Origin of the sequence: Pontiella desulfatans, from assembly GCF_900890425.1 — a bacterium.
Classification (GTDB): domain Bacteria; phylum Verrucomicrobiota; class Kiritimatiellia; order Kiritimatiellales; family Pontiellaceae; genus Pontiella; species Pontiella desulfatans.
The window spans coordinates 2,239,737-2,259,936 of sequence record NZ_CAAHFG010000001.1 but is presented as its reverse complement, the minus strand read 5'-3'; the positions used below and the strand labels follow the sequence as shown (position 1 = coordinate 2,259,936).

General features: G+C 55.1%; 13 protein-coding genes and 1 pseudogene. 9 read left to right on the top strand and 5 right to left on the bottom strand.

From position 1 onward, the window contains the following. Window positions 1-36 precede the first annotated feature (36 nt). The 5 genes from E9954_RS08185 (at window position 37) to E9954_RS08165 (ending at window position 5,957) form a co-directional block, all read left to right on the top strand. Window positions 37-987, top strand: coding sequence for a glycoside hydrolase family 2 TIM barrel-domain containing protein (locus tag E9954_RS08185; protein ID WP_222847102.1), 951 nt, complete (start codon window positions 37-39; stop codon window positions 985-987). 21 nt (window positions 988-1,008) lie between these two features. After that, window positions 1,009-2,442 (top strand): MFS transporter, encoded by a 1,434-nt coding sequence (locus E9954_RS08180; protein ID WP_136078710.1) that lies wholly within the window; start codon window positions 1,009-1,011, stop codon window positions 2,440-2,442. A 102-nt stretch (window positions 2,443-2,544) separates the two neighbouring features. Then, window positions 2,545-2,826, top strand: coding sequence for a sulfatase/phosphatase domain-containing protein (locus E9954_RS33630; protein ID WP_342793711.1), 282 nt, complete (start codon window positions 2,545-2,547; stop codon window positions 2,824-2,826). A gap of 71 nt (window positions 2,827-2,897) precedes the next feature. Beyond that, window positions 2,898-4,886, top strand: coding sequence for a sulfatase-like hydrolase/transferase (locus E9954_RS08170; protein ID WP_136078709.1), 1,989 nt, complete (start codon window positions 2,898-2,900; stop codon window positions 4,884-4,886). 12 nt (window positions 4,887-4,898) lie between these two features. Next, complete coding sequence (locus E9954_RS08165; protein WP_136078708.1) at window positions 4,899-5,957, top strand: glycoside hydrolase family protein; 1,059 nt, start codon at window positions 4,899-4,901, stop codon at window positions 5,955-5,957. A gap of 664 nt (window positions 5,958-6,621) precedes the next feature. Here the strand turns inward: E9954_RS08165 and E9954_RS08160 are convergent. Next, window positions 6,622-7,737: an IS110 family RNA-guided transposase gene (locus E9954_RS08160; RefSeq protein ID WP_136078707.1), complete on the bottom strand. Its 1,116-nt coding sequence runs from the start codon at window positions 7,735-7,737 to the stop codon at window positions 6,622-6,624. Between the two features lie 272 nt (window positions 7,738-8,009). Beyond that, a complete protein-coding gene (locus E9954_RS33860; RefSeq protein ID WP_136078706.1) occupies window positions 8,010-8,177 on the bottom strand; it encodes a CDGSH iron-sulfur domain-containing protein in 168 nt (55 codons plus the stop codon). Between E9954_RS33860 and E9954_RS08150 the strand changes: the two genes are divergently transcribed. The 4 genes and pseudogenes from E9954_RS08150 (at window position 8,150) to E9954_RS08135 (ending at window position 15,866) form a co-directional block, all read left to right on the top strand. Beyond that, window positions 8,150-8,854 carry a hypothetical protein gene (locus E9954_RS08150; RefSeq protein WP_136078705.1) on the top strand — a complete coding sequence of 235 codons (705 nt, stop codon included), beginning with the start codon at window positions 8,150-8,152 and terminating at the stop codon, window positions 8,852-8,854. The genes E9954_RS33860 and E9954_RS08150 overlap by 28 nt on opposite strands. Window positions 8,855-9,949: 1,095 nt before the next feature. Next, a pseudogene (gene ltrA / locus E9954_RS33310) lies at window positions 9,950-11,275 on the top strand (group II intron reverse transcriptase/maturase). Between the two features lie 446 nt (window positions 11,276-11,721). Then, window positions 11,722-12,819, top strand: coding sequence for an ABC transporter ATP-binding protein (locus E9954_RS08140; RefSeq protein ID WP_136078704.1), 1,098 nt, complete (start codon window positions 11,722-11,724; stop codon window positions 12,817-12,819). A 47-nt stretch (window positions 12,820-12,866) separates the two neighbouring features. After that, a complete protein-coding gene (locus tag E9954_RS08135; protein WP_136078703.1) occupies window positions 12,867-15,866 on the top strand; it encodes a sulfatase-like hydrolase/transferase in 3,000 nt (999 codons plus the stop codon). On the opposite strand, the gene E9954_RS08130 is transcribed toward E9954_RS08135, so the two are convergent. The 3 genes from E9954_RS08130 to E9954_RS08120 are packed head-to-tail and all read right to left on the bottom strand — an operon-like array spanning window position 15,851 to window position 20,138. After that, window positions 15,851-17,524: an arylsulfatase gene (locus E9954_RS08130; RefSeq protein WP_136078702.1), complete on the bottom strand. Its 1,674-nt coding sequence runs from the start codon at window positions 17,522-17,524 to the stop codon at window positions 15,851-15,853. The two genes, E9954_RS08135 and E9954_RS08130, sit on opposite strands and share 16 nt — an antisense overlap. Further along, window positions 17,509-19,317 (bottom strand): glycoside hydrolase family 2 protein, encoded by a 1,809-nt coding sequence (locus tag E9954_RS08125; protein WP_136078701.1) that lies wholly within the window; start codon window positions 19,315-19,317, stop codon window positions 17,509-17,511. Before E9954_RS08125 ends, E9954_RS08130 begins: the two co-directional genes overlap by 16 nt. After that, complete coding sequence (locus E9954_RS08120) at window positions 19,314-20,138, bottom strand: carbohydrate ABC transporter permease (RefSeq protein ID WP_168442080.1); 825 nt, start codon at window positions 20,136-20,138, stop codon at window positions 19,314-19,316. The genes E9954_RS08125 and E9954_RS08120 overlap by 4 nt, the downstream gene beginning before the upstream one ends. Window positions 20,139-20,200 lie beyond the last annotated feature (62 nt).

Genomic DNA, 20,200 nt, shown 5'->3' with positions numbered 1-20,200 from the left:
ATGTGTATACTTGTAACGGGGATGCTTTGCTCCTGTATGGCAGGCGTTGACGTAGAGAGCGTAAAGGTGTCGGGTCGTCGTATACTGGTTGATGACACCCCCTATGTCATCAAGGGTATTTGCTACCACCCTGTGCCGAAGGGCAGTCGCGAGCGGAATTTTGGAAGGTTGTCCGAAGATCTCGGCTTAATGAAGGAGGCCGGGATCAATACCATTCGGGCCTATTCCCCAATAGACAGCAAAGCCGTGCTGGATGAAATCTATGCTTCGGGGCTGAAAATCATCATAGGATTCGAATACAACCGCGACATCCTTTCCGGATCGTTCATCGACTATGTCAACACCTACAAGAACCACCCCGCCATCTTGATGTGGGAGATGGGCAACGAGTATAACTATCACCCGGAATGGTTTGATGATGGCGATATCAGGGTATGGTACGAGGCGTTGAACAACGCCGCCGTACTTATTCACCAGAATGATGCGTCTCATCCGGTGGCGACAGCGCACGGCGAATTGCCGGATGAGTTGGCGCTGTCTACCTGCCCGGATGTGGATGTGTGGGGAATGAACATCTACCGGTGGGATAACCCTGAAGATCTGTTTGCAGAATGGGCGGCCATCAGTTCCAAACCGATGTATCTGTCCGAGGCTGGTGCCGACAGCTACATGAATATCGCGGCGCATGGATATGGGCAGGGGGAAAACCAAAAGGCGCAGGCCGATGCCACGCGGAATATTCTGGCTGCCGTTTTCGAGGAACAGGACGTTTGCTCGGGCGTTGCGCTGTTTTCCTTTTTGGATGGCTGGTGGAAAGCTGATGACCCGAGCACCCATGATCCGCATGGATCGCCACCCGTAAGCAGCGGCGTGCCTTATGATGGGGTTGCCGATGAGGAATACTGGGGCATTGTGGATATTGACCGGAATAAAAAGTTGGCATTTGATGTCGTCAAAGACTGGTATCATGCATTGCGCCAAGATTAGTTGAACTAGGGAATCTCGCTCATGAGTGCCGAAACACATTTCAAAACCGCAGCAGAAGATCGCATTTCCTTGAGGCAGAAAACGGCCTATGCCGTTGGCATGCTGGTTAACAACCTGCAGGCGGCCGCCCTGCCGGCCATGGTGGTGATCCTGAATCTCGGCTTGGGCATGGATCCGGTGCTGGTCGGCCTTCTCGGGGCGATTCCCCGGATATTCGATGCCGTATCGGACCCGATGCTGGGCTATATCTCCGACAACACCCGCTCCCGATGGGGGCGGCGCAGACCGTTTATTTTCACCGGGGCCCTCATCGCCGGGTTGATCTTTGCCCTGATGTGGCAACTTCCGGAAGGACACTCCCAGCCCTTCTATTTCTGGACCTTTATGGTCGCTTCAATCCTGTTTTTCCTAGCCTACACTGTTTATGCGACACCCTTTGTGGCTTTTGGCTATGAAATGACACCGGACTATCATGAACGTACACGGCTGCATGCTTTCGCCAACACGGTTGGTCAGCTCGCCTGGCTCGGCGTTCCTTGGTTTTATGCCATCATGGCCAGCAGTCTGTTCCGCGATACCGTGCATGGGGCCCGCGTGCTGGCAGTGTGGGTGGGCGTCATCGTCGCCATACTGGGTATTGTTCCGGCGATCTTCTGCCGGGAAAAACAGACCGTGCCTCCCAAGGCCGCCGAAGGCTTGCTCGAAAACATGGCCGAATTTCTGAAGGGCATTGGAACCACCTTCAAGTGCGGCCCGTTCGTCAAACTGTGCGGAGCAACCTTCCTCGTTTTCAACGGCTTCCAGCTCGGCATGTCGTTCTCGCTTTATGTCATGATCTACTATTTGTTCAGCGGCAACGACTCGCAGGCCGGCAAGCTGATGGGAACTTTCGGAAGCCTGACCGCGATCTTTACCTTGTGCGTCATCCCGTTGACCGGCTGGATCGCGACGCGCATCGGCAAACGCAAAACCTTCCTGATCACCATCTCCCTGTCGATCGTGGGGTATGCCATCAAGTGGGTGGGGTATAACCCGGACCATCCATATTGGTTGCTCTTTTCCGCGCCGTTGGTGGCATTTGGAACGGGGGCCTTGTTCACTTTGATGGGGTCGATGATCTCGGATGTTTGCGATTATGACGAACTGCAAACCCATCAGCGCCGCGAGGGCGTTTTCGGTGCTATCTACTGGTGGATGGTCAAAGTCGGCATGGCGCTGGCCGGGCTGCTGACCGGCGTATTGCTTAAGGTGTCCGGTTTCGATGTCGCCCTGGGAGCCGGACAGGCGGACAAGACCCTGTTTCTGTTAAGGGTGTTTGATGTCGGGATACCGATCCTTACCTCGGCCATCGCGCTCGGGATCATCGCAACCTATACGATAACCGAGGGCAAAGCCCATGAGATTCGGGGCGAACTGGAACGTCGCCGAGGTAAAGTTTCCGAAGAGAAAAGATGAAAGGTATACGGATGAAGAGATTTTTTGCGTTTATTGTTCTGGGATTCATTGCCGGCGGTTCGACGGCGGCCCCTTTGAACGTGCTGTTTCTCGCTGCGCCCCTTGCTGCGGAATCCTGCTGCCGCCTGGGATCATCCGGCGTTGACCCAGGTACATCACCGTCCAGATCAGCAGGGCTACTCGATACGGACCGAGAAATGGCGCTACACCGAGTGGAATGAAGGCGCTGCGGGCAAAGAGCTCTACAATCATGAGTGTGACCCGGCGGAAGTCACCAATCTGGCAGAGAATCCTGAATACGCTTCTGTGGTCTCTACGTTGAGTAAGCAGCTTCAGTCCTATAGCAAAACGTATGTTCCCGAGCCCGTAGAGCAGGGCAAATAAGAACATCATAAAGGGACTCGGATTAATCTAACCGGAATTTGCCGTATGCAAAGTGAACGGAGAAACAATTGATGAAGAAGATAGGATATATAGCTATTGTGTTTTGTTTTCTGCTGGGAAACGCGGTTCATGCCGCCCCGCAGTCGCCCAAAGGAAACCGGTCGACCGAGACGCCGCAACCCGATATTCTGTTTATCCTGCTCGACGACCTGCGTTGGGACGCTCTTTCCTACAAGGGACATCCCTACGTAAAAACGCCGAACATTGATAAACTCCGCGAAGGCGGGGCGTCATTGGAAAATGCCTTCTGCTCTACGTCGATCTGTTGCCCGTCGCGCGCAACCTTCATGACCGGCACCTATGCCAACCGGCATGGCGTCATCGACAATGCAACCTCGGAATATAATCCCGCCGTCACTCCGCCGCTTACCAAATACCTGCAGGTGGCCGGATACAAAACCGCGATGATTGGAAAATGGCACATGGGGCATTCCGCCGAACCGCGCCCGTATTTCGACCACTGGATCAGTTTTGAAGGGCAGGGGGAATACAACGACGTTGAAGTCAATGTGGACGGCAAAAAGGAACAGTGGACGGGATACACCACCGATATCCTGACCGACAAGGCGATCGAGTTCATCAAGAAGCAGCCCCAAGACCAGCCCTATTTCTGCATGCTTTCGCACAAGGCGGTGCACGAACCCTTCAAGCCCGCCCCGCGTCACAAGCATGCATTCGGTGCCGGAACCAGGGATCTCGAACCTGAAAGCTGGTCGCACGACCTGAAAGGCAAGCCAGCCTGGCTGCGGCGTCAGCGCATACGCGATACGCGCTGGAATTACCGCACGCGGGATGTGGAAGAAGATCAATTGCCGGATGCGATCCCCTCGGAGCCGTGGGTTGTACGTAATTACTACACGAAGCAACTGCGCTGTGTCGCAGCGGTTGATGATGGCGTCGGACGCGTGCTCAAAGCACTGCACGAACGCGGCACCCTGGATAACACCCTCATCATATTCACCAGCGACAACGGTTACCTCCATATGGAGCATCGTCGGTGGGACAAGCGACTCGCTGTGGAGGAAAGCATGCGCATTCCGATGATAGCGGCCTATCCCGGCCATATCATGAAAAATACAACGATCACCGAACTCGTCTCCAATCTCGACTTTGCCCCGACCGTGCTCGACTATGCCGGTGTCGATATCCCCGGCTTTATGCAGGGAAAAAGTATGCGCCCGCTTTTTGAAGGAGAATCCGCCGATTGGCGCGACAGCGTTTTCTATGAATACTGGGTCGACCTCGTCCATTCCATCCCCACCATGACCGCCGTGCGCACCGAACGGTACAAGCTGATCGAGTATCCGGAAATCAACGACCTCGACGAACTCTACGACCTGAAAGCCGATCCCAACGAAATGAACAACCTTGCGGTCAACCCCGAGTACGCCGAATTGCATCAGGAGATGAAAAAGCGCATGGCCGAAAAGAAAGCCGAGGCCGGTTGGCGACCGGACGTATTCCCGAAAAACCTGCCGCGCTGCCGTGGCGCCAAAGACCTGAAGCTTGAAATCATCAAGAATACCGCCACGTTCAGCGGTACGGAAAAAGACCTCGTCAAAATTCCCTACAACGAAGAGGCCGATCCTTCCTCCTGGCCGTGGCGCATCGATATGGACGTTAAGCCCGAATCCGACGGCGTTATCGCATCGCAATCCAGCCCCGCCTACGGCTTCAAGATTTTCGTGCAAGACGGCCGTCCGGGTATCGCCGTACTCTGCAAAACGTGGATCGCGTTGCGCACCGTCATCGACACCCCGGAATCCGTTATCGGCAAATGGACTAACATCCAGGCTTCGATCGACTACAACCGTGTCATCTTCAAAGTGGACGGCAAGCTCATCGAAAGCTGCCCTTTACCCCAGCCCTTCAAGGGCCGGACCGGCCAACCACTTATCATTGGCGGCGCAGGAAAAAACAAGGTTTCAGAAGATGTTCCGCATAATCCTTTTCAAGGCGAAATCAAAGGCCTCACGATTCAGCGTGGATCGTTGAAGTAATAGGAAAAAGGTATGATTTTACGGAATGCATCTATTCTGGCGACAAGTTGCCTGGTGGCTGGTTGTGCGTTCGGCGAGAGCCACAAATCGGGTACTGTGAATCCGGGAGCAGAGGGTCTCGATATCGGTTCCATGATTCAGCCGCTTACGCCGGCGGGGGTCTTTAGACTGGATGATTACAGTTGCTGGGGGCCTCATATCATCAAGGGAGACGACGATCGGTACTACCTGATCTATTCGAGATGGGCCAAAAAGGGAGGGAATTGGCTGACATCTTCTGAAATTGCATTGGCCGTGTCGGAGAATCTGGAAGGCCCCTACCACCATCGGAAGGTCTTGCTGAGAGGCCGAGGCCCCGGGCATTGGGACGAACTCATGGCCCATAATCCCAAGCTGAAACGATTCGGTGACAAGTACTGCCTGTACTACATCTCCAGCAGGAATGGTTCCTCGCGAGGACACATTCGGGATAGCCAGCGAATTGGCGTCGCCGTGTCGGATTCCATTCTTGGTCCTTACACACCATCAGAAGCACCGATTATTGAGCCCGCTGAACCTGTCTATAATATCACGGTCAATCCCGATGTCACAGAGATGGCTGACGGGAAGTATCTTATGATTCTCAAAGGAGATATAAAGCCCAGGAAACCTGCCGATCCCATGCCGCAGCGCGTCCAGGGCCTGGCAACATCCAAATCACCAACAGGCCCTTTCCAGATGCTGAAAGAAACGGCCATCCACGATATGGATACCGAGGATGCATCAATCTGGTACGACCGGAAGCGGGAAAAATATTTTGCTGTTTTTCATGCTCATACGTACATCGGACTTATTGAATCGCGCGATGGATTCAAGTGGCGGCCGGCAGAGCATTACAAAATCACGGGGAATGAACTCCGGCGAAGCGACGGCTCCATGCTCAAGACGAAACGTCCCCTGCAAAGACCAAGTATATTTATCGAAAACGGAGAACCTCGCGCTCTCTGCCTGGCTGTTCCTGCCCCGGGGGATTGGCATTGCGTCATTGTCCCGTTAAGGCAGGGAAGCAGGGCGGAAAACGAGCGGTATTAATCCGGGGGATAAATATGCGACACCTTGTAGGGCTGGAATGGTTGAGGTGCGAAACCTTACAGCCGCTGCGAAAAGGTCTCCTTCGTCAACCATTCCCGCCCTACAACCACCAACAAGCTGACTACTATTTGAATGCCGCAAAAAAGGTGTCAAAAAAAGGTGTCAGAAAAAAGGTGTCAGCCCTGAATGGCACTTCCTTAAGCAGCTTTTGCACGGTATTTGCTCCGATGCTTTGTCTCGATCATTTCATGGCGTGGCGCGGTTAAAAGCTGGTAGGGTTTGAGTCTTCTTTTGAGACAGCGCGGCTCACTTCGGCCGAAAAAGGTGTCAGAAAAAGGTGTCAGAGAAAAAGGTGTCAGAAAAAGGTGAAAAAGGTGTCAGTCCTTCTATGGGGACTGTCAACCTAGCTGGCCTATAATCTTTTCCTTTCTGTTGCTCTAAAGACTGCTCGGTTGATTTGAAAGTTCGTTCAGAACGACTGAACGGACAACCTTCTATCCGTGCGAGGTTTCACACCCCTGGCCACCTAATGCTGCGTACGCTTTTTCAAGCTCAGTCAACCGACTTGGTGAAGAATCCAATCTATTGAAACGGTAATTAACCAAGGACTGACACGGTCCTTCACCAGTCTTTATTATAAAATTCAATGCCCTCGTTTTTCCGGTTATCTAACGATGGCTCCTTCGGGCACTTCCCCGAACTCGACATATTTCCAAAGCGCCACAAGCAGTTTCCTCGCAACGGCAACGATTCCGATCCGGCGCGCCCTTTTCCCACCTTTGGCGTAGCGGTCAACAAACCAGTTCGTCAGCGCACTATCAGGCTGGAAGCGAAGCCATGACCATGCCAGCTCGATCATAACCCGCCTGATCCTCCGGTTGCCGGCTTTGCTGATGCCTTGTTCAACACTCGACCCGCCGCTGTTGTAGGGCGTCGGCGTTAGCCCCGCCAGCGCGGCGACCTCCCGGCGGTTCTTGAATTCCCGCCAGCCAAAAAACTCTTTGCTCAGCACCCATGCACTGACCTCTCCGACTCCATGCAGGCGCATCAGGTCCTGGGCCTGATGCTCCGCGTTCGTCCGTGGGTTCTTCAGCGCTTCCGCCTTGTTTTTCTCCAGCAGTTTTATCTGCTCGCCAACCAGGCGCAGCCGTTCGAGTTCCCGGCGAACCTCTTCTTTCAATTCTTCCGCAAGTGGCTTCTTGTTCCAGCACTGTAAACCATCCAAGGTTTTCGACAGCTTCGTCAGCGTTCCAGAGAGTTTCACTCCATGCAGAATAAACAGCGCCTTAATCCGGTTTAGATGTCCCGTTCGTTCCTTTTTAAGACGCTCCATTTCACGATGAAGGCGCAACTCATCTTCCTGCTTTTCCGAGGGAACACGCACCACAGCCCATATTTTCGTGTCCCCGCCCGCATACCGGCCCAGCAGCCTCACCATCGCCTCCGCATCCAGCCGGTCGGTCTTGGCCCGGCGCTTGCGACGGTTGACCTCGATACTGGCCGGATCTATCACCAGGCATTCGAGTCCGACCTGCTTCAACCACCGACAGATCCAGAAGCCGTCGCGTCCAGCCTCGTAGCAGCAAAGCGCCGGCACGCCGGGATCCATGCCCAGCTTTTCCTTCGCCAGCTTGAGCTCCTGCATAAAGCGGGAGCGGTCCCGGGCGTCTATCGATTTTCTGCGGATCTTCTCGCCGTTGGAATAGGCCATCAGCCATTTGTCGTTGCTCAGCTCCATGGCAACGAGTATCTTGTCTTCGCTATGCGGGGTAGTCGTCATTCCTGTCTCCTTTGTTGGTTGTGTATCAAAGGATTATAGAGCCGATGTAAACCCCCTCATAGCATCTATTATTTCATCCTTATCGGGTCGTTACGAATTGTACCGTTTTCCATGCGCCCTTTTCTTGTGGGCCTCCGGGATCTATTTTCTTTTTCCAAGCCACCCCTTTTACCGTTCCGTTGTTCGGCGGTTTCATGCATCGCGTAATGCCGGGAGACGATTGGAATGAACGATGACCGCGGTGCTAAATCAATGTACCGCTGAAATTGGCTTTATTCTTTCCACCCTTTTTCGGCATGGGAGTAGTCGCAGAAGGGTTTGTTCCTCGAGTGGCCGCAACGGCAAAGCGCCATTTTGCTCGAGGAGCAGTTGGTGGGGGCATCTTTTTCAGGGTCGCTACAAGGCGCTTCCGGTGGATGGTTGCGGGGATTATTTTTCAACGGTCGCCGCGTACATCCATTTGAATCCGGCGCGGATCAAGGGCTTCGATTTCAAGGAGTCAAAACTTGAGGAACATGTCTGGAGTAGCTATTCGGGCTATCTGTGGCTCAGGAAACGGCCGGAGTGGCTTTGTGTTGAGCGGGTGCTCGGTTGTGCCGGGCTGGCCGATACCCCGCATGGGCGTAAATCGTATCGCGCGACGATGGAAAAGCGGTTGCTGGAGATGCGGCACAGTTCCGAGCCTTGGAAGGTTGATGAGGCGTGGAACAAGATCCGGCGGGGCTGGTGTTTTGGCGACGACACGTTTCGCAAGTCGATGTTGGAGCGTCTGGATGGTTCTTTGGGATCGGTGCGGCGGGATTCAGTAAGCGGCGACGAAGTGGCCATGCATGATGAGGCCGAGGCGGAGCGCCTGGTGTGCCTGGGTATGTCGGCCCTGAATTTGGAGGAGGACGATCTGGCCCATATGATCAAAGGCGCTCCCGCCAAATACGCCATCGCCTGGCTGGTCCGAAAGAACACCTCGGTGCGGACGCGGTGGATCAAGGATCGCTTGCAGATGGGCTCGGCCACCAATTTTTCCGCCTACCTCCGCCGGGTCGAAGGGGCCCAGAAAAGCGATTGGGGGCATGCGGAGTTCGGCCGGATCAAGGGCATCAAGCTGCCGCGCCGATAGATCCATCGGCCACTGCAGCGTTTTGGGTGGCGAGGCGCTGCTGTGCTTTTGGCTGTGTTGTCGCCAGTCTCATATCAGGTCGCACTCGTTGGGGTGATCAGAATGATCGTTTTAATGACGGCATGACACATGACACTTGCCAAAAAAGAGTCTCTCAGACCCCTGTTCAGTTCCGTATTTCATCGTTCCGGGCCGTTTATGCTCCTTCCCTATATTATTTATATTTATACTGTAAAAAGTGTCACAAGTGTCATTGCCCAATAAAGATGGGGCTTTCCTTAGTGACAGTAATAGTGACGGAAGCGTTTTCTGCCGTTTGCTGTCACTGGGCTTTACTGTTCATGTGTGACCCCGGTGCGGCCTCTGTCATCCTGGTGCTGTATCGTCCTGTTTCTCCAAGCCTCGATCCAGCTTGTATCATGTTTCGGTGAAAACGGAGGAAGAACAAGGTCCCCGTTAAAAGAAACTCCTCTGAATATTCATTGCCGGGAGGAAGGCCTTGAGCGTGGTTGATTCCTGCAAATGAGGCTAGATCATTATTTTATAGGGTGACCCGGCAATGGTTACCAATCGAGGAGGAGTCCAGCCATGCTGGATAAGCCTCTCTGGGTAAGGAGTAGTCATCCACCCAGTAGTGGAATGACTGAATTTGGCCTCTGGGCTGAAGAAGGAAAGGAAATGAGTTCAGCGAGGTGAAGGGTGTATGCCCTGAATCTGAAACACAGCTCCGAGAATAATGAAATTTTGGGAGGTGCCGATCCTCTCTATAAGGGCGCAGGCCATGCGGTGAGTGCGATAATGACCAGTACGAAACCGACACCCCGGAGTCCCAGACTGCATCGAGCTGAACAACGATGGATAATTAACCGGGCGAGCAACGTGCAAGGCTCTTGGGGAAGCGACCGCAAGGTCAGTACCCGAGTAGGTCGTTCGATATAATAAAGAGAGCGGCTCATGGCCGCGTTGCAAGTGATGGGGGGCGGAGTGCCGCAATGGCCTAGCGATGAAGCGACTAACCCTCGCTGAGCGAAGCCCCTCACGGTAGATCGACCGCAGAAGAAGAAACATGAATGTTATGCAAGGAACAGAATAATCATGGCAACCGATCTGACGCGGATAAGCGAAAAGGCCTGCAAGGATCCAACGCTGGTTTTTACCAGTCTGTATCATCATATCTGTGATGAGGATAACCTGCGGATCTGCTACGGAACACTGGGAGCGGACAAGGCTCCCGGAGTGGATGGCGTAACCAAGAGAGAATACGGGGAAAACCTCGATGGAAACCTTCGGGATCTTTCGGCGCGGCTCAAGCGGATGGGGTACCGTCCGGGGACGAAGCGGCGGAGTTATATTCCGAAGGCGGGGCAGGAGAAAGGTCGGCCGCTGGGGATCAGCAATTTTGAAGATAAGATTGTTGAACTGGCGGTTAAGCAAACGCTTGAGCCGATCTATGAGGCCGTATTTGAAGACAGCAGTTATGGATACCGGCCGGGATGCAATCCGCATCAATGTTTGGATGATCTCGGTCGTACGATCCAGCAAAAGAAAGTCAGCTACGTCGTTGAAGCGGATATTCGAAGCTTCTTCGACAAAGTGAACCAAGAGTGGTTGGTGAAATTCCTGCGGCACCGTATCGGCGATGAACGCGTGATCCGGCTCATCATTCGGATGCTCAAAAGCGGCATCCTGGAAGACGGGTTAGTAAGCGCGACCGACGAAGGCACGCCACAAGGATCGATCCTTTCGCCACTGCTGTCGAACATCTACCTGCACTACGTGTTGGATCTATAGTTCAGCAAACGGGTGCGCAGGCAATGCGACGGCGAAGCACATTATTTCCGCTTCGCCGACGATTTTCTTGCCTGCTTTCGGTACAAAGCCGATGCGGAGCAATTCTATCGTCAACTAAAAGAACGACTCGAAGAGTTCGGTCTAGAGTTGGCAGAGGAAAAGACGCACTGCATTGAGTTCGGGTGTTTCGCCCGGCAGGATGCACAGGCACGAGGCCATAAACCCTCAGAGTTTACCTTCCTTGGTTTCACGCACTATTGCGGGAAAACCAAAAAAGGCTACTTCAAGGTAAAGCGTCGGACCAGTCGGAAAAAGTTCGGGCAAAGCCTGCACAATTTCAGCGACTGGGCCCGCATGGCCCGGCGTGTACTAAGAAAAGGAGAGATGATCCGTCAGGCCCGCATCCGCGTGATGGGGAATCTGAACTACTACGCCATAACGGACAACACCGATCTATGCAGTACCTATCTCTATCGCGCTACACAGATCCTGTTTAAATGGCTCAACCGCAAGAGCCAGCGCAAGGGGTACAACTGGGCACAGTTCAATCAGGTTTTAGACCTGCTGGACTGGCCGGTCGTGAGAGTCCGCAAAGACCTGAACCCGTTCCGTAGGGAGGAGGCATGCTGAAAGATACGCCGAGGAGCCGTATGTGGGAAAGCTGCTTGTCCGGTTCTGAGAGGGGTTGGGGTACAACGATAATAAGGAAGAGATCTTGTGGCACCGCCGCGAAAGCAGGCGGCAACAGAGAATACAAACATCGACCTAAGTTATCGGAGTCCCCATCCTACTCGAAGACTGACACCTTATTTACGGAAAATGGCAGTGGTTGTTTTTGGAAGCTTTCAGCCGCTGATTCTGCGTATACAAAATCCATTTCTTGGCCCACGGGCATAGGGTTTTTGCTGCAATTCGGGACTGATACTTTTTCTGACACTTTTTCGGATGACACTTTTCGGAGCGGGGCGGCCATTTAACCTAGGTCGGACATGGTTTTGATACGGATGGATATGGGCATTCCGGGCTGAACAATGCTATTACTTCCTTCTCTTGTATAAGAAGGAGTTGAGGACGATATGGGCAACGTGGCAGTCAACGGAGTTAGTAAACAGTACGACAACGGCTATGTGGCGGTTAAGGATTTTAATCTAAATATCGCGGACGGGGAGTTCATGGTGCTGGTGGGGCCGTCTGGATGCGGCAAATCGACGATGTTGCGGATGATTGCCGGGCTCGAGGAGATTACGAGCGGAACCATTGGTATCGGCGAACGGGTTGTGAACGATGTTTTGCCAAAAGATCGGGATATCGCCATGGTGTTTCAGAATTATGCACTCTATCCGCATATGAGTGTTGCTGAAAACATGGCGTTCGGCCTTAAGCTTCGAAAATTTACGAAGATTGAAATTAATCGGCGCGTGGATGCCGTCGCAAAAATCCTGGGATTGGAATTGCTGTTGAAACGCAAGCCCAAGGCGCTTTCGGGAGGTCAGCGCCAGCGTGTAGCCATGGGCCGTGCGATGGTCCGTGAGCCATCGGTCTTTCTTTTTGATGAACCGCTATCAAATCTGGATGCCAAAATGCGGGTGGAAATGCGCAAGGAAATCCTGCGGTTGCATCGCCGGATTTCCGCCACCATGATTTATGTTACGCACGATCAGGTTGAAGCGATGACGTTGGGCGATCGAATATGTGTTATGAATGAGGGGGCCATTGAGCAGGTGGGTGTACCGACCGCGATTTTTGAGCATCCTGCATCGCTGTTTGTGGCGCGCTTTATTGGAACACCGCCCATGAACGTTTTCGAAGGTGTTCTGGAGGAAGACGAGGACGGACTTGCTTTTGTTAGCGGAGGAATTCATTGGTCATTACCCAATGAAAAGGCAGTTATGCTTAACGGGTATGGTGGGCGAAAGGTTTGTCTTGGTATTCGCCCCCGCGCGCTCAGGTTAGGAACAGGCACTGGAGCTCTTGAGGCCACGGTTGAAGTGTCGGAAATGCTGGGCGAGGAGATGCTGCACCACCTGGTCGCAGGAGATCATCGATTTATCGTCAGTGCTAATCCCCATGAAGCTGCTGCATATTCAAAAGATGCTGTCGCTGTGGTAGCGGATCTGAGTGCTGCACATGTTTTTGATGCTGAAAGCGGGATCAACCTGACCTTGGTGAACTGAGGAGTTCCTATACCTTTTATGTGTTTGATACATCTATTGGAGAGTGAATGGAAATGAAGATAAAGAAGATTGCCGGAACGTTGGTGTGGATGGCATTGCTTGCAGCCGGTCTGACTGTTAAGGCGGAACAGGACGAGAAACGCCCTAACATCATTACAGTCTTTATCGACGATATGGGCTGGTCGGATCTCTCTTGCTTTGGGGGCGATGTGGTGGAAACCCCGCAGATCGACCGCCTTGCGCACGAGGGGATCAAATTCAATAACTTTTATGTCAATTCCCCGATCTGTTCGCCGTCACGGGTTGCCTTTACTACCGGGCAATATCCGCAGCGCTGGAAGATCACGTCCTATCTGGCCCACCGCAAATCGAACAATAAACGCGGGATGGCACACTGGCTGGATCCCACGGCGCCGGTGCTCGCCCGCGAACTGCAAAAGGCCGGTTATCTCACTGGGCACTTTGGCAAGTGGCATATGGGGGGGCAGCGCGATGTGGGCGACGCTCCGCACGTAGCCGCCTATGGGTTTGATCGCAGCCTGACCAACTTTGAGGGGCTCGGCCCGCGGGTGTTGCCTCTGCTGGACGCCTACAACGGTAAGCCTCCCAAAAAGTATGACCTTGGTTCCGCCGACCTTGGCCAGGGTCCGATCCAGTGGATGGATCGCTCGGTCATCACCGCCGCCTTTGTCGATGAGGCCTTGGGCTTTATTGATCATGCGCAGAAGGCCGATAAGCCGTTCTTCGTGAATGTTTGGCCGGACGATGTGCATTCGCCCTTCTTTCCGCCGGAGGTGTTGCGGGCCGGTACTGACGGCAGTAAACGCGCGCTCTATTATGCCGTGCTTGAAGCAATGGATGATCAGCTGGGCGCGCTGTTCGACCGTATTCGCAACGACAAGGCTTTGCGGAACAACACCCTGATCATTCTGGCTTCCGATAACGGGCACGAGCACGGCGCCGGGCAGTCCGCCCCGCTTCGCGGCTCGAAAACTTGGCTCTACGAGGGCGGGGTGCGCTCACCCCTGATCGTCTGGGGGCCGGGCTTGCTCGCCAAAGATTCCGCCGGAACCGTCAATGACGAATCGATTCTCTGCGCGATGGATATCAACGCATCGCTCTATGGAATTGCGGGAACCAGCCCAGCGGAAGGGGCGTGTTTGGACGGTGAAAAACTGGCAGGCACGCTGCTGGGGCACGAGGCGAAAAGTCGGCGTGCACCGATTTTCTGGCGGCGTCCACCGGATCGTCCGGGCGAGGGCGGTGAGGATAATCCAGATCTCGCGGTGCGCGAAGGAAAGTGGAAGTTCCATGTCAACTATGATGGCAGTGCACCGCAGCTGTACGATCTCGATGCCGATATCGCCGAGAGTAACAATCTCGCCGACGCGCACCCCGAAGTGGTTGCGCGGCTCAAGAAGGCCCTTTTTGATTGGAATAAAACCATGCCGCTGGATGCGGGCGATCCGGCCGGTCGCACGGTACGAGCCGGAGCACTGCCCTCCGATCAATTTATCAACCCCGTATGCGAGGGCGCCGACCCCTGGGTGGTTCGCGATCCGAACAGCGCGCGCTACCTGTGGTGTTTCTCGGATGGAAACCGTGGGATCGGCATTCATGTCGGGGAAGGCCTAACTGCTCCGGGCAGAAGGCATGTCGTCTGGCGCGCGCCTAAAAAGGGGCCGGTCTCGCAACAGATCTGGGCACCCGAACTGCACTTTCTCGACGGGCACTGGCATATCTATTTTGCCGCGTCCAATGGCCAGAACAAAAACCACCGGGCCTATGTGCTACGTTCGGAAGGCAAGGACCCGCTCGGCGAGTACAAGCTCCAGGGTCCGTTCGCCACCGGCGAGCGCGGTCAGGAGCCGAACCTGTGGGCCATCGATATGACCGTGCTGGAGCACAAAAGTAAACGCTATGCCATCTGGTCGGGCTGGGACGGCCCCGAGACCGATCGGCAATATCTGTACATTGCCCCGATGAAGTCGCCGACCGAGCTAGCCGGCCCGCGCGTGCGCCTGTGCGCCAACGACGACTTTCCGTGGGAGCGCACCACGCCCGGCAAGCGCGGGCGCGGATTGAATGAAGGCCCCCAGGTGCTGAAAGCCAAGAACCGAACCTTTGTAGCCTATTCCTGCGGGGCCTCTTGGCTCCCCACTTACAAGATCGGCCTGCTTGAACTTACGGGCTTGAATCCTCTCTCTCCCCGCTCCTGGAAAAAGCATCCCAAGCCGGTGTTCTCCAGTACCGAAGAAACCTTTGGGGTTGGGCATTCCTGTTTTGTTCTTTCGCCCGACCAGTCCGAACTCTGGCATGTCTACCACGCGAAGCGGGATCGCGAAGCGGGATGGGAACGATCCGTTTTTATCCAGCCGATGCAAATCGACAAAACGGGTTTCCCGCAGTTCGGCACTCCTGTTGCCGCCGGCACTCCGCTTTGTAAACCATCGGGAGAAAGCACTTCGCTTCAGACGGCTCTGCCTGTTGCGCTTCCGCTCAAAAGTGAAAGTGCGCTTGAAGGATGGACCTACTACGGACATCAGCAGTTTATCATGCCCTCGGCTGCCGGAATACATCTCGGTATCCCGCCCGAAAATGGTGTGAATGAATATCGTTCCGGCGAAAAGCTCATGTTGAACCAACAGCTTCCGGCAGATTTCGTTGCGCAGGTCATGATTGATTTCCGGGGCGATGCAGAGGCGCGCGATGCCGGCGTGCTTTTCCGCGCCAGCGGAGCGGCGGTGGGATACGATGCCCAATGCGGCTATTTTGCGGGGCTGATTCCCGGGAGCAACCGCGTGATTCTCGGCAAAACGGACGGGGATGAATGGATGGAACTGGCGCGTGCCCCAGTGGAAATCGATGCCGCACGTCCGCAGTCCCTAAGAGTCAGTGTTGTTGGGGATCAGATCGAAATCAGCCTGAACGGAAAGCGCGTCATCCAGACCACCGATGCCGCCTACGGCAGCGGTGGTATCGGCTTGCGCGTGGTGAATACCCATGCGGTCTTCAGCAATCTGGAAGTGGATCAATCCCGACCGTAGGGCCCCCACGGCCACGGCAAAATATGGGTGCGCTCCGCGTGCTCTAGCCACTGCTTTTCCATAGCGGCGGAGCGCTCGGGAAATTTTCCGACCAGATTGTTCATTTCCGTGCGATCATCTTTCAGGTTGAAAAGTTCCCACGATGAATTCCATCCTTTGGCGACCAGCTTCCAGTCGCCGTCGCGGATGGCACGGTTGCCTTCGTGTTCCCAGTAGAGGATGCGGTTTTTCAGTTTCTTACCCTCGAAAACAGGTTTAAGGCTGACGCCTTCCATGGGGAGGATTTTCCCCTGCGGGTACGGCGCTCCGGCCAGATCGACGCATGTGGCCATGATGTCGATGATGTGGCCGGGCTGGTGTGTGATGCCACCGCGCGCAGCGATTCCTTTGGGCCAGAAGGCAATCAGCGGGGTGGAAATTCCGCCTTCGTGGACAAAGTGCTTGTATTCGCGGAAGGGGGTGTTGGAGACGTTGGCCCAGTTGCGGCCATAGGAAACATAGGTGTCCTCTGCGCCGGGCATGATGTCCGGTCCGCCCAGCACAGGCCGCCCGTCCCGGGTACGCATCGGAGGCCAGGTTTTTGTTTGCAGCTCGTCTGGCCCCATCGGCTTGATGCCTTTGAGGTGCCACTTTTTGTTGTCTGTTCGTCCGAGGGTTTCATCGCACGCGCCGTTGTCCTGGAGGAAGAGGATGAGGGTGTTGTCGAGTTGTCCCTGCCGCTCCAGCTCGGCGGTAATCTTGCCAATACCCTGATCCATGCAGTCTATCATGGCGGCGTAGACTTCCATGCAACGCGCTTCCCATGCTTTATTCGGCTGATCTTCCCATGCGCCGGGGGCGGGGGATAGCGTCGAGTATGGATCGATCAGGCCGAGTTTTTTTGTTTTTTCTAAACGGACTTGGCGGATGACTTCATAGCCCTCGTCATACATTCCTTTATATTTGGCAATGTCGCGCTCCAGCGCATGCATCGGCCAGTGCGCCGCCGTGTAGGCTACGTATATAAAGAACGGTTTGTCCGCGTCATGCTGCTTCAGATACATCAATGCGTTGTCGGTGACGGCTTCGGTGAAATAATATTTTCCGGCGGGTTGGTAGTCGGGGTCGTTAACGGGCGTGATGAGGGCGTTATCACGGCAGAGCTTGGTGGGGTCGTAGAAGCTGCCTGCGCCTCCGATCATGCCGTAGTATTTGTCGAACCCGCGCTGGAGCGGCCAGTTGTGCTTCGACCCGTCGGCAGCGGTATCGCTGGCGACATGCCATTTGCCGACGCAGTAGGTTGCATAGCCCGCGGGCTTCAACACCTGGGCGATGGTTGCGCAGCGGTCGTTGAGATCGTTGGCGTAGCCCTCCGGGTTGGTGCCCTCCGGGTAGGTGCCATAGCTCATATGGCCGATGCCGGTCTGGTGCGGATGAAGGCCGGTTAGTAGGGAGGCACGCGTGGGGCAGCAGCGCGCGCCATTGTAGAACTGGCTGAAGCGTAGCCCGTTGGCCGCCAGCCTGTCCAGATTGGGCGTTTGGATTTCACTGCCGTAGCAGCCGATGTCCGAAAAGCCCATGTCGTCCGAAAGGACAACAATAATGTTTGGTTGCGATGCGACAGCTTGAGCGGTGGCGCAGCACGCAAGTATGGCGACAAGATTTAGGATGAGGGGCATGGGACACATTTTTTTAACAGTTCTTCATGGATTGGTTTCAGAACAGTTGGCGCCAGCTTGGCGACCTTGCGGTCGTAGCTCAGCAGTCCGTTGACCTCGCCTTCGATATCGGTCATCTGGGTGTAGACCGCCGCTTGCAATCCCTTTTCGCGGTGCCCCCGTTTGATGCAATCGAGCCGATTTCCATATTGCTCCAGCAACTCCTGTTCGCTTTCATAGCTTTGGTAGCTCCAGTTCTTGTCTTTCCACAGATGGCCGGGCAAGGCATGGCCGAGCCCTCCAAATTCGCCGACGGCGGTGGCGCGGTTGAAGAGCGGCTCGGGAATGGCGGTTTCCTGGTCATAATTGTGGATGTCGAAGAAGTCGCCGCAGCCGCGATCTTCCCACCCGCTGGTGCTGTTGACCAGGCGCGAGGGGTCGAGCGAGCGAATCAGCTGGGTCTTGTGTTCGGTTTCGTGCTGCCCCCAGCCCTCGTTGATCGGCACCCAGACTACGATGCTCGGATGGTTGTAGAGTGCGGCGATCATTTCGCGTAGTTCGGCATCGAATGCGATGGCGGAGCGGGAGCGGAAGAGAATGTCCTCGTTGCCGTTGTTGCGTTGCACATGCTGGAGACTATCGCCTTCGCCGATAAAGCGGTCTGCATCAAGGATAAAGCCGCTGGGCATATCCTGCCAAACCAGCATACCGATGCGGTCGCAATGGGCGTAGAACGCAGCCGGTTCAATCTTGATGTGCTTGCGCACCATGTTGAAGCCGGCGTCTTTCAAATAATCGACATCGAAGCGCAGCGCGTCCTCGGATGGCGGCGTGAGCAGTCCGTCCGGCCACCAGCCCTGGTCGAGCACGCCATAGTGGAACAACGGTTCGTTGTTGAGCATCAGCTGAGCGCCGGCTGGGTTGACCTTAATCGAAATTTTGCGCATCGCGAAATAGCTTTTTACCCGGTCGAGTTTCCGACCATTGGAATGCAGTTCTACCTCCAGGTGGTAGAGATGCGGGGCGTCGGGGTTCCACTGTTTGGAATTCGGGATGTCCAGTTCGAGCGTGCGATCCATCCGGTGTGTGGCCTCGGCGACCAGTTGGTCGCCATCGAATGCGCGGACGACGACCTGCTGGCCTTCATTGCGCAGCGGAACGCGGCCGATAACTGAAACCGACAGCTTGCCTTCGTCGATGTCGGAAACGATGCGCAGTTCCTCGATCGAGTTTTTCTTGCAGACGGGTTCCAGCCAAACCGTCTGCCAGATACCGGTGACGGGTGTGTACCAGATTCCGTGCGGGGTAATGTCCTGCTTGCCGCGCGGTTGGTCGTCGGTATTGCTCGGGTCCCAAACGGAGAGCACTAGCTCCTGTTCGCCATCGGAGAGGAAGTCGGTGATATCGAAAAAGAATGGCGTGTTGCCGCCGCGGTGCGTGCCGACGAGGCCGCCGTTGATCCATAGCGTGCATTCATAATCAACCGCGCCGAAGTGGAGCAGCAGGGCGTCATTTTTCCAATCCTTGGAAGTTTCGAACGTGCGGCGATACCAAAGCCGCTCCTCGGGCATGACTTTCTTTCCAACACCCGAGAGCGCGGACTCGATGCAGAAAGGCACGAGAATTTTCCCGTCGTATGGGGTTGGGGCCGGTGCGGTGCGCGGACGCACGGCATAGTCCCAAAGGCCGTTCAGGTTTTTCCAGTCGTCGCGCTCCAGTTGTGGGCGAGGGTATTCGTTCCAGACCTTGGAAGGGTCGAGTGCTTCGCCCCATGGGGTCATGAGCGGTGAGGATGCCGGTTTCCAATTATTCATTCTTTTAGTCCCGATAGAGAAATGCCTTTGACAATGTGTTTTTGGAAGATAAGGAAGACGATCAGCAACGGCAGGGTGCAGATAACGCAGACCGCGAAAACAAGGTCGTATTCAATGCTGTACGACGATTGGAAGAGGGCGATGCCCGCCGGCAGTGTGAAGCGGTCGAGCGATTCAAGGAATACGAGCGGCCCCATGAAATCGTTCCACGACCCCGTGAAGGTGAAGATGGCCAGCGCAGCCATGGCCGACTTGGAGAGGGGCAGGGCAACATGCCAGTAGATGCCGAGGCGCGAGCAGCCGTCGATGGCCGCCGCGTCTTCGAGGTCGCGCGGGAGGTTCTTAAAAAACTGGTAGAGCAGGAAGACGCCGAACGCGCCCGCCCCGGCCGGAATAATCAGCGAGCGCGGGCTGTCGAGCCAGCCAAGCCAATTCAAAATCAGATAGACCGGCACCAGCAGAATTTGCCCCGGCACCATCATGGTGGCCACAATCAAGGCCACCGCGCCCTTGCCGCGCGGCAGATTGAGCCGCGCCAGCGCGAAGGCGCAGAGCGATGCCACTGTCAGCGTGAGGATGGTAATACAGGTGGAAACGAAGAGGCTGTTGAACAGCCACAGACCAATGGGAACTTCGGAGGCTTTGGCGAATACCTCGGAATAATTTTCAAGGGTCCATGTCTGCGGCAGGATGCCTTGGAAACGCAGAATCTCGGCGTCGGGCTTGAGCGACGTCAGCAGGATCAGCAGAACCGGCATAATAAACAGCAGTGCGGCAATAAACAGCGCGGCTTCGAGCAGGAATAATTTGGTTTTGCTCATTCGGATCATATGTTTTTTACCACGGAAACAGTGCTAACGGGTTTTGGCCACGAAAAGGCACA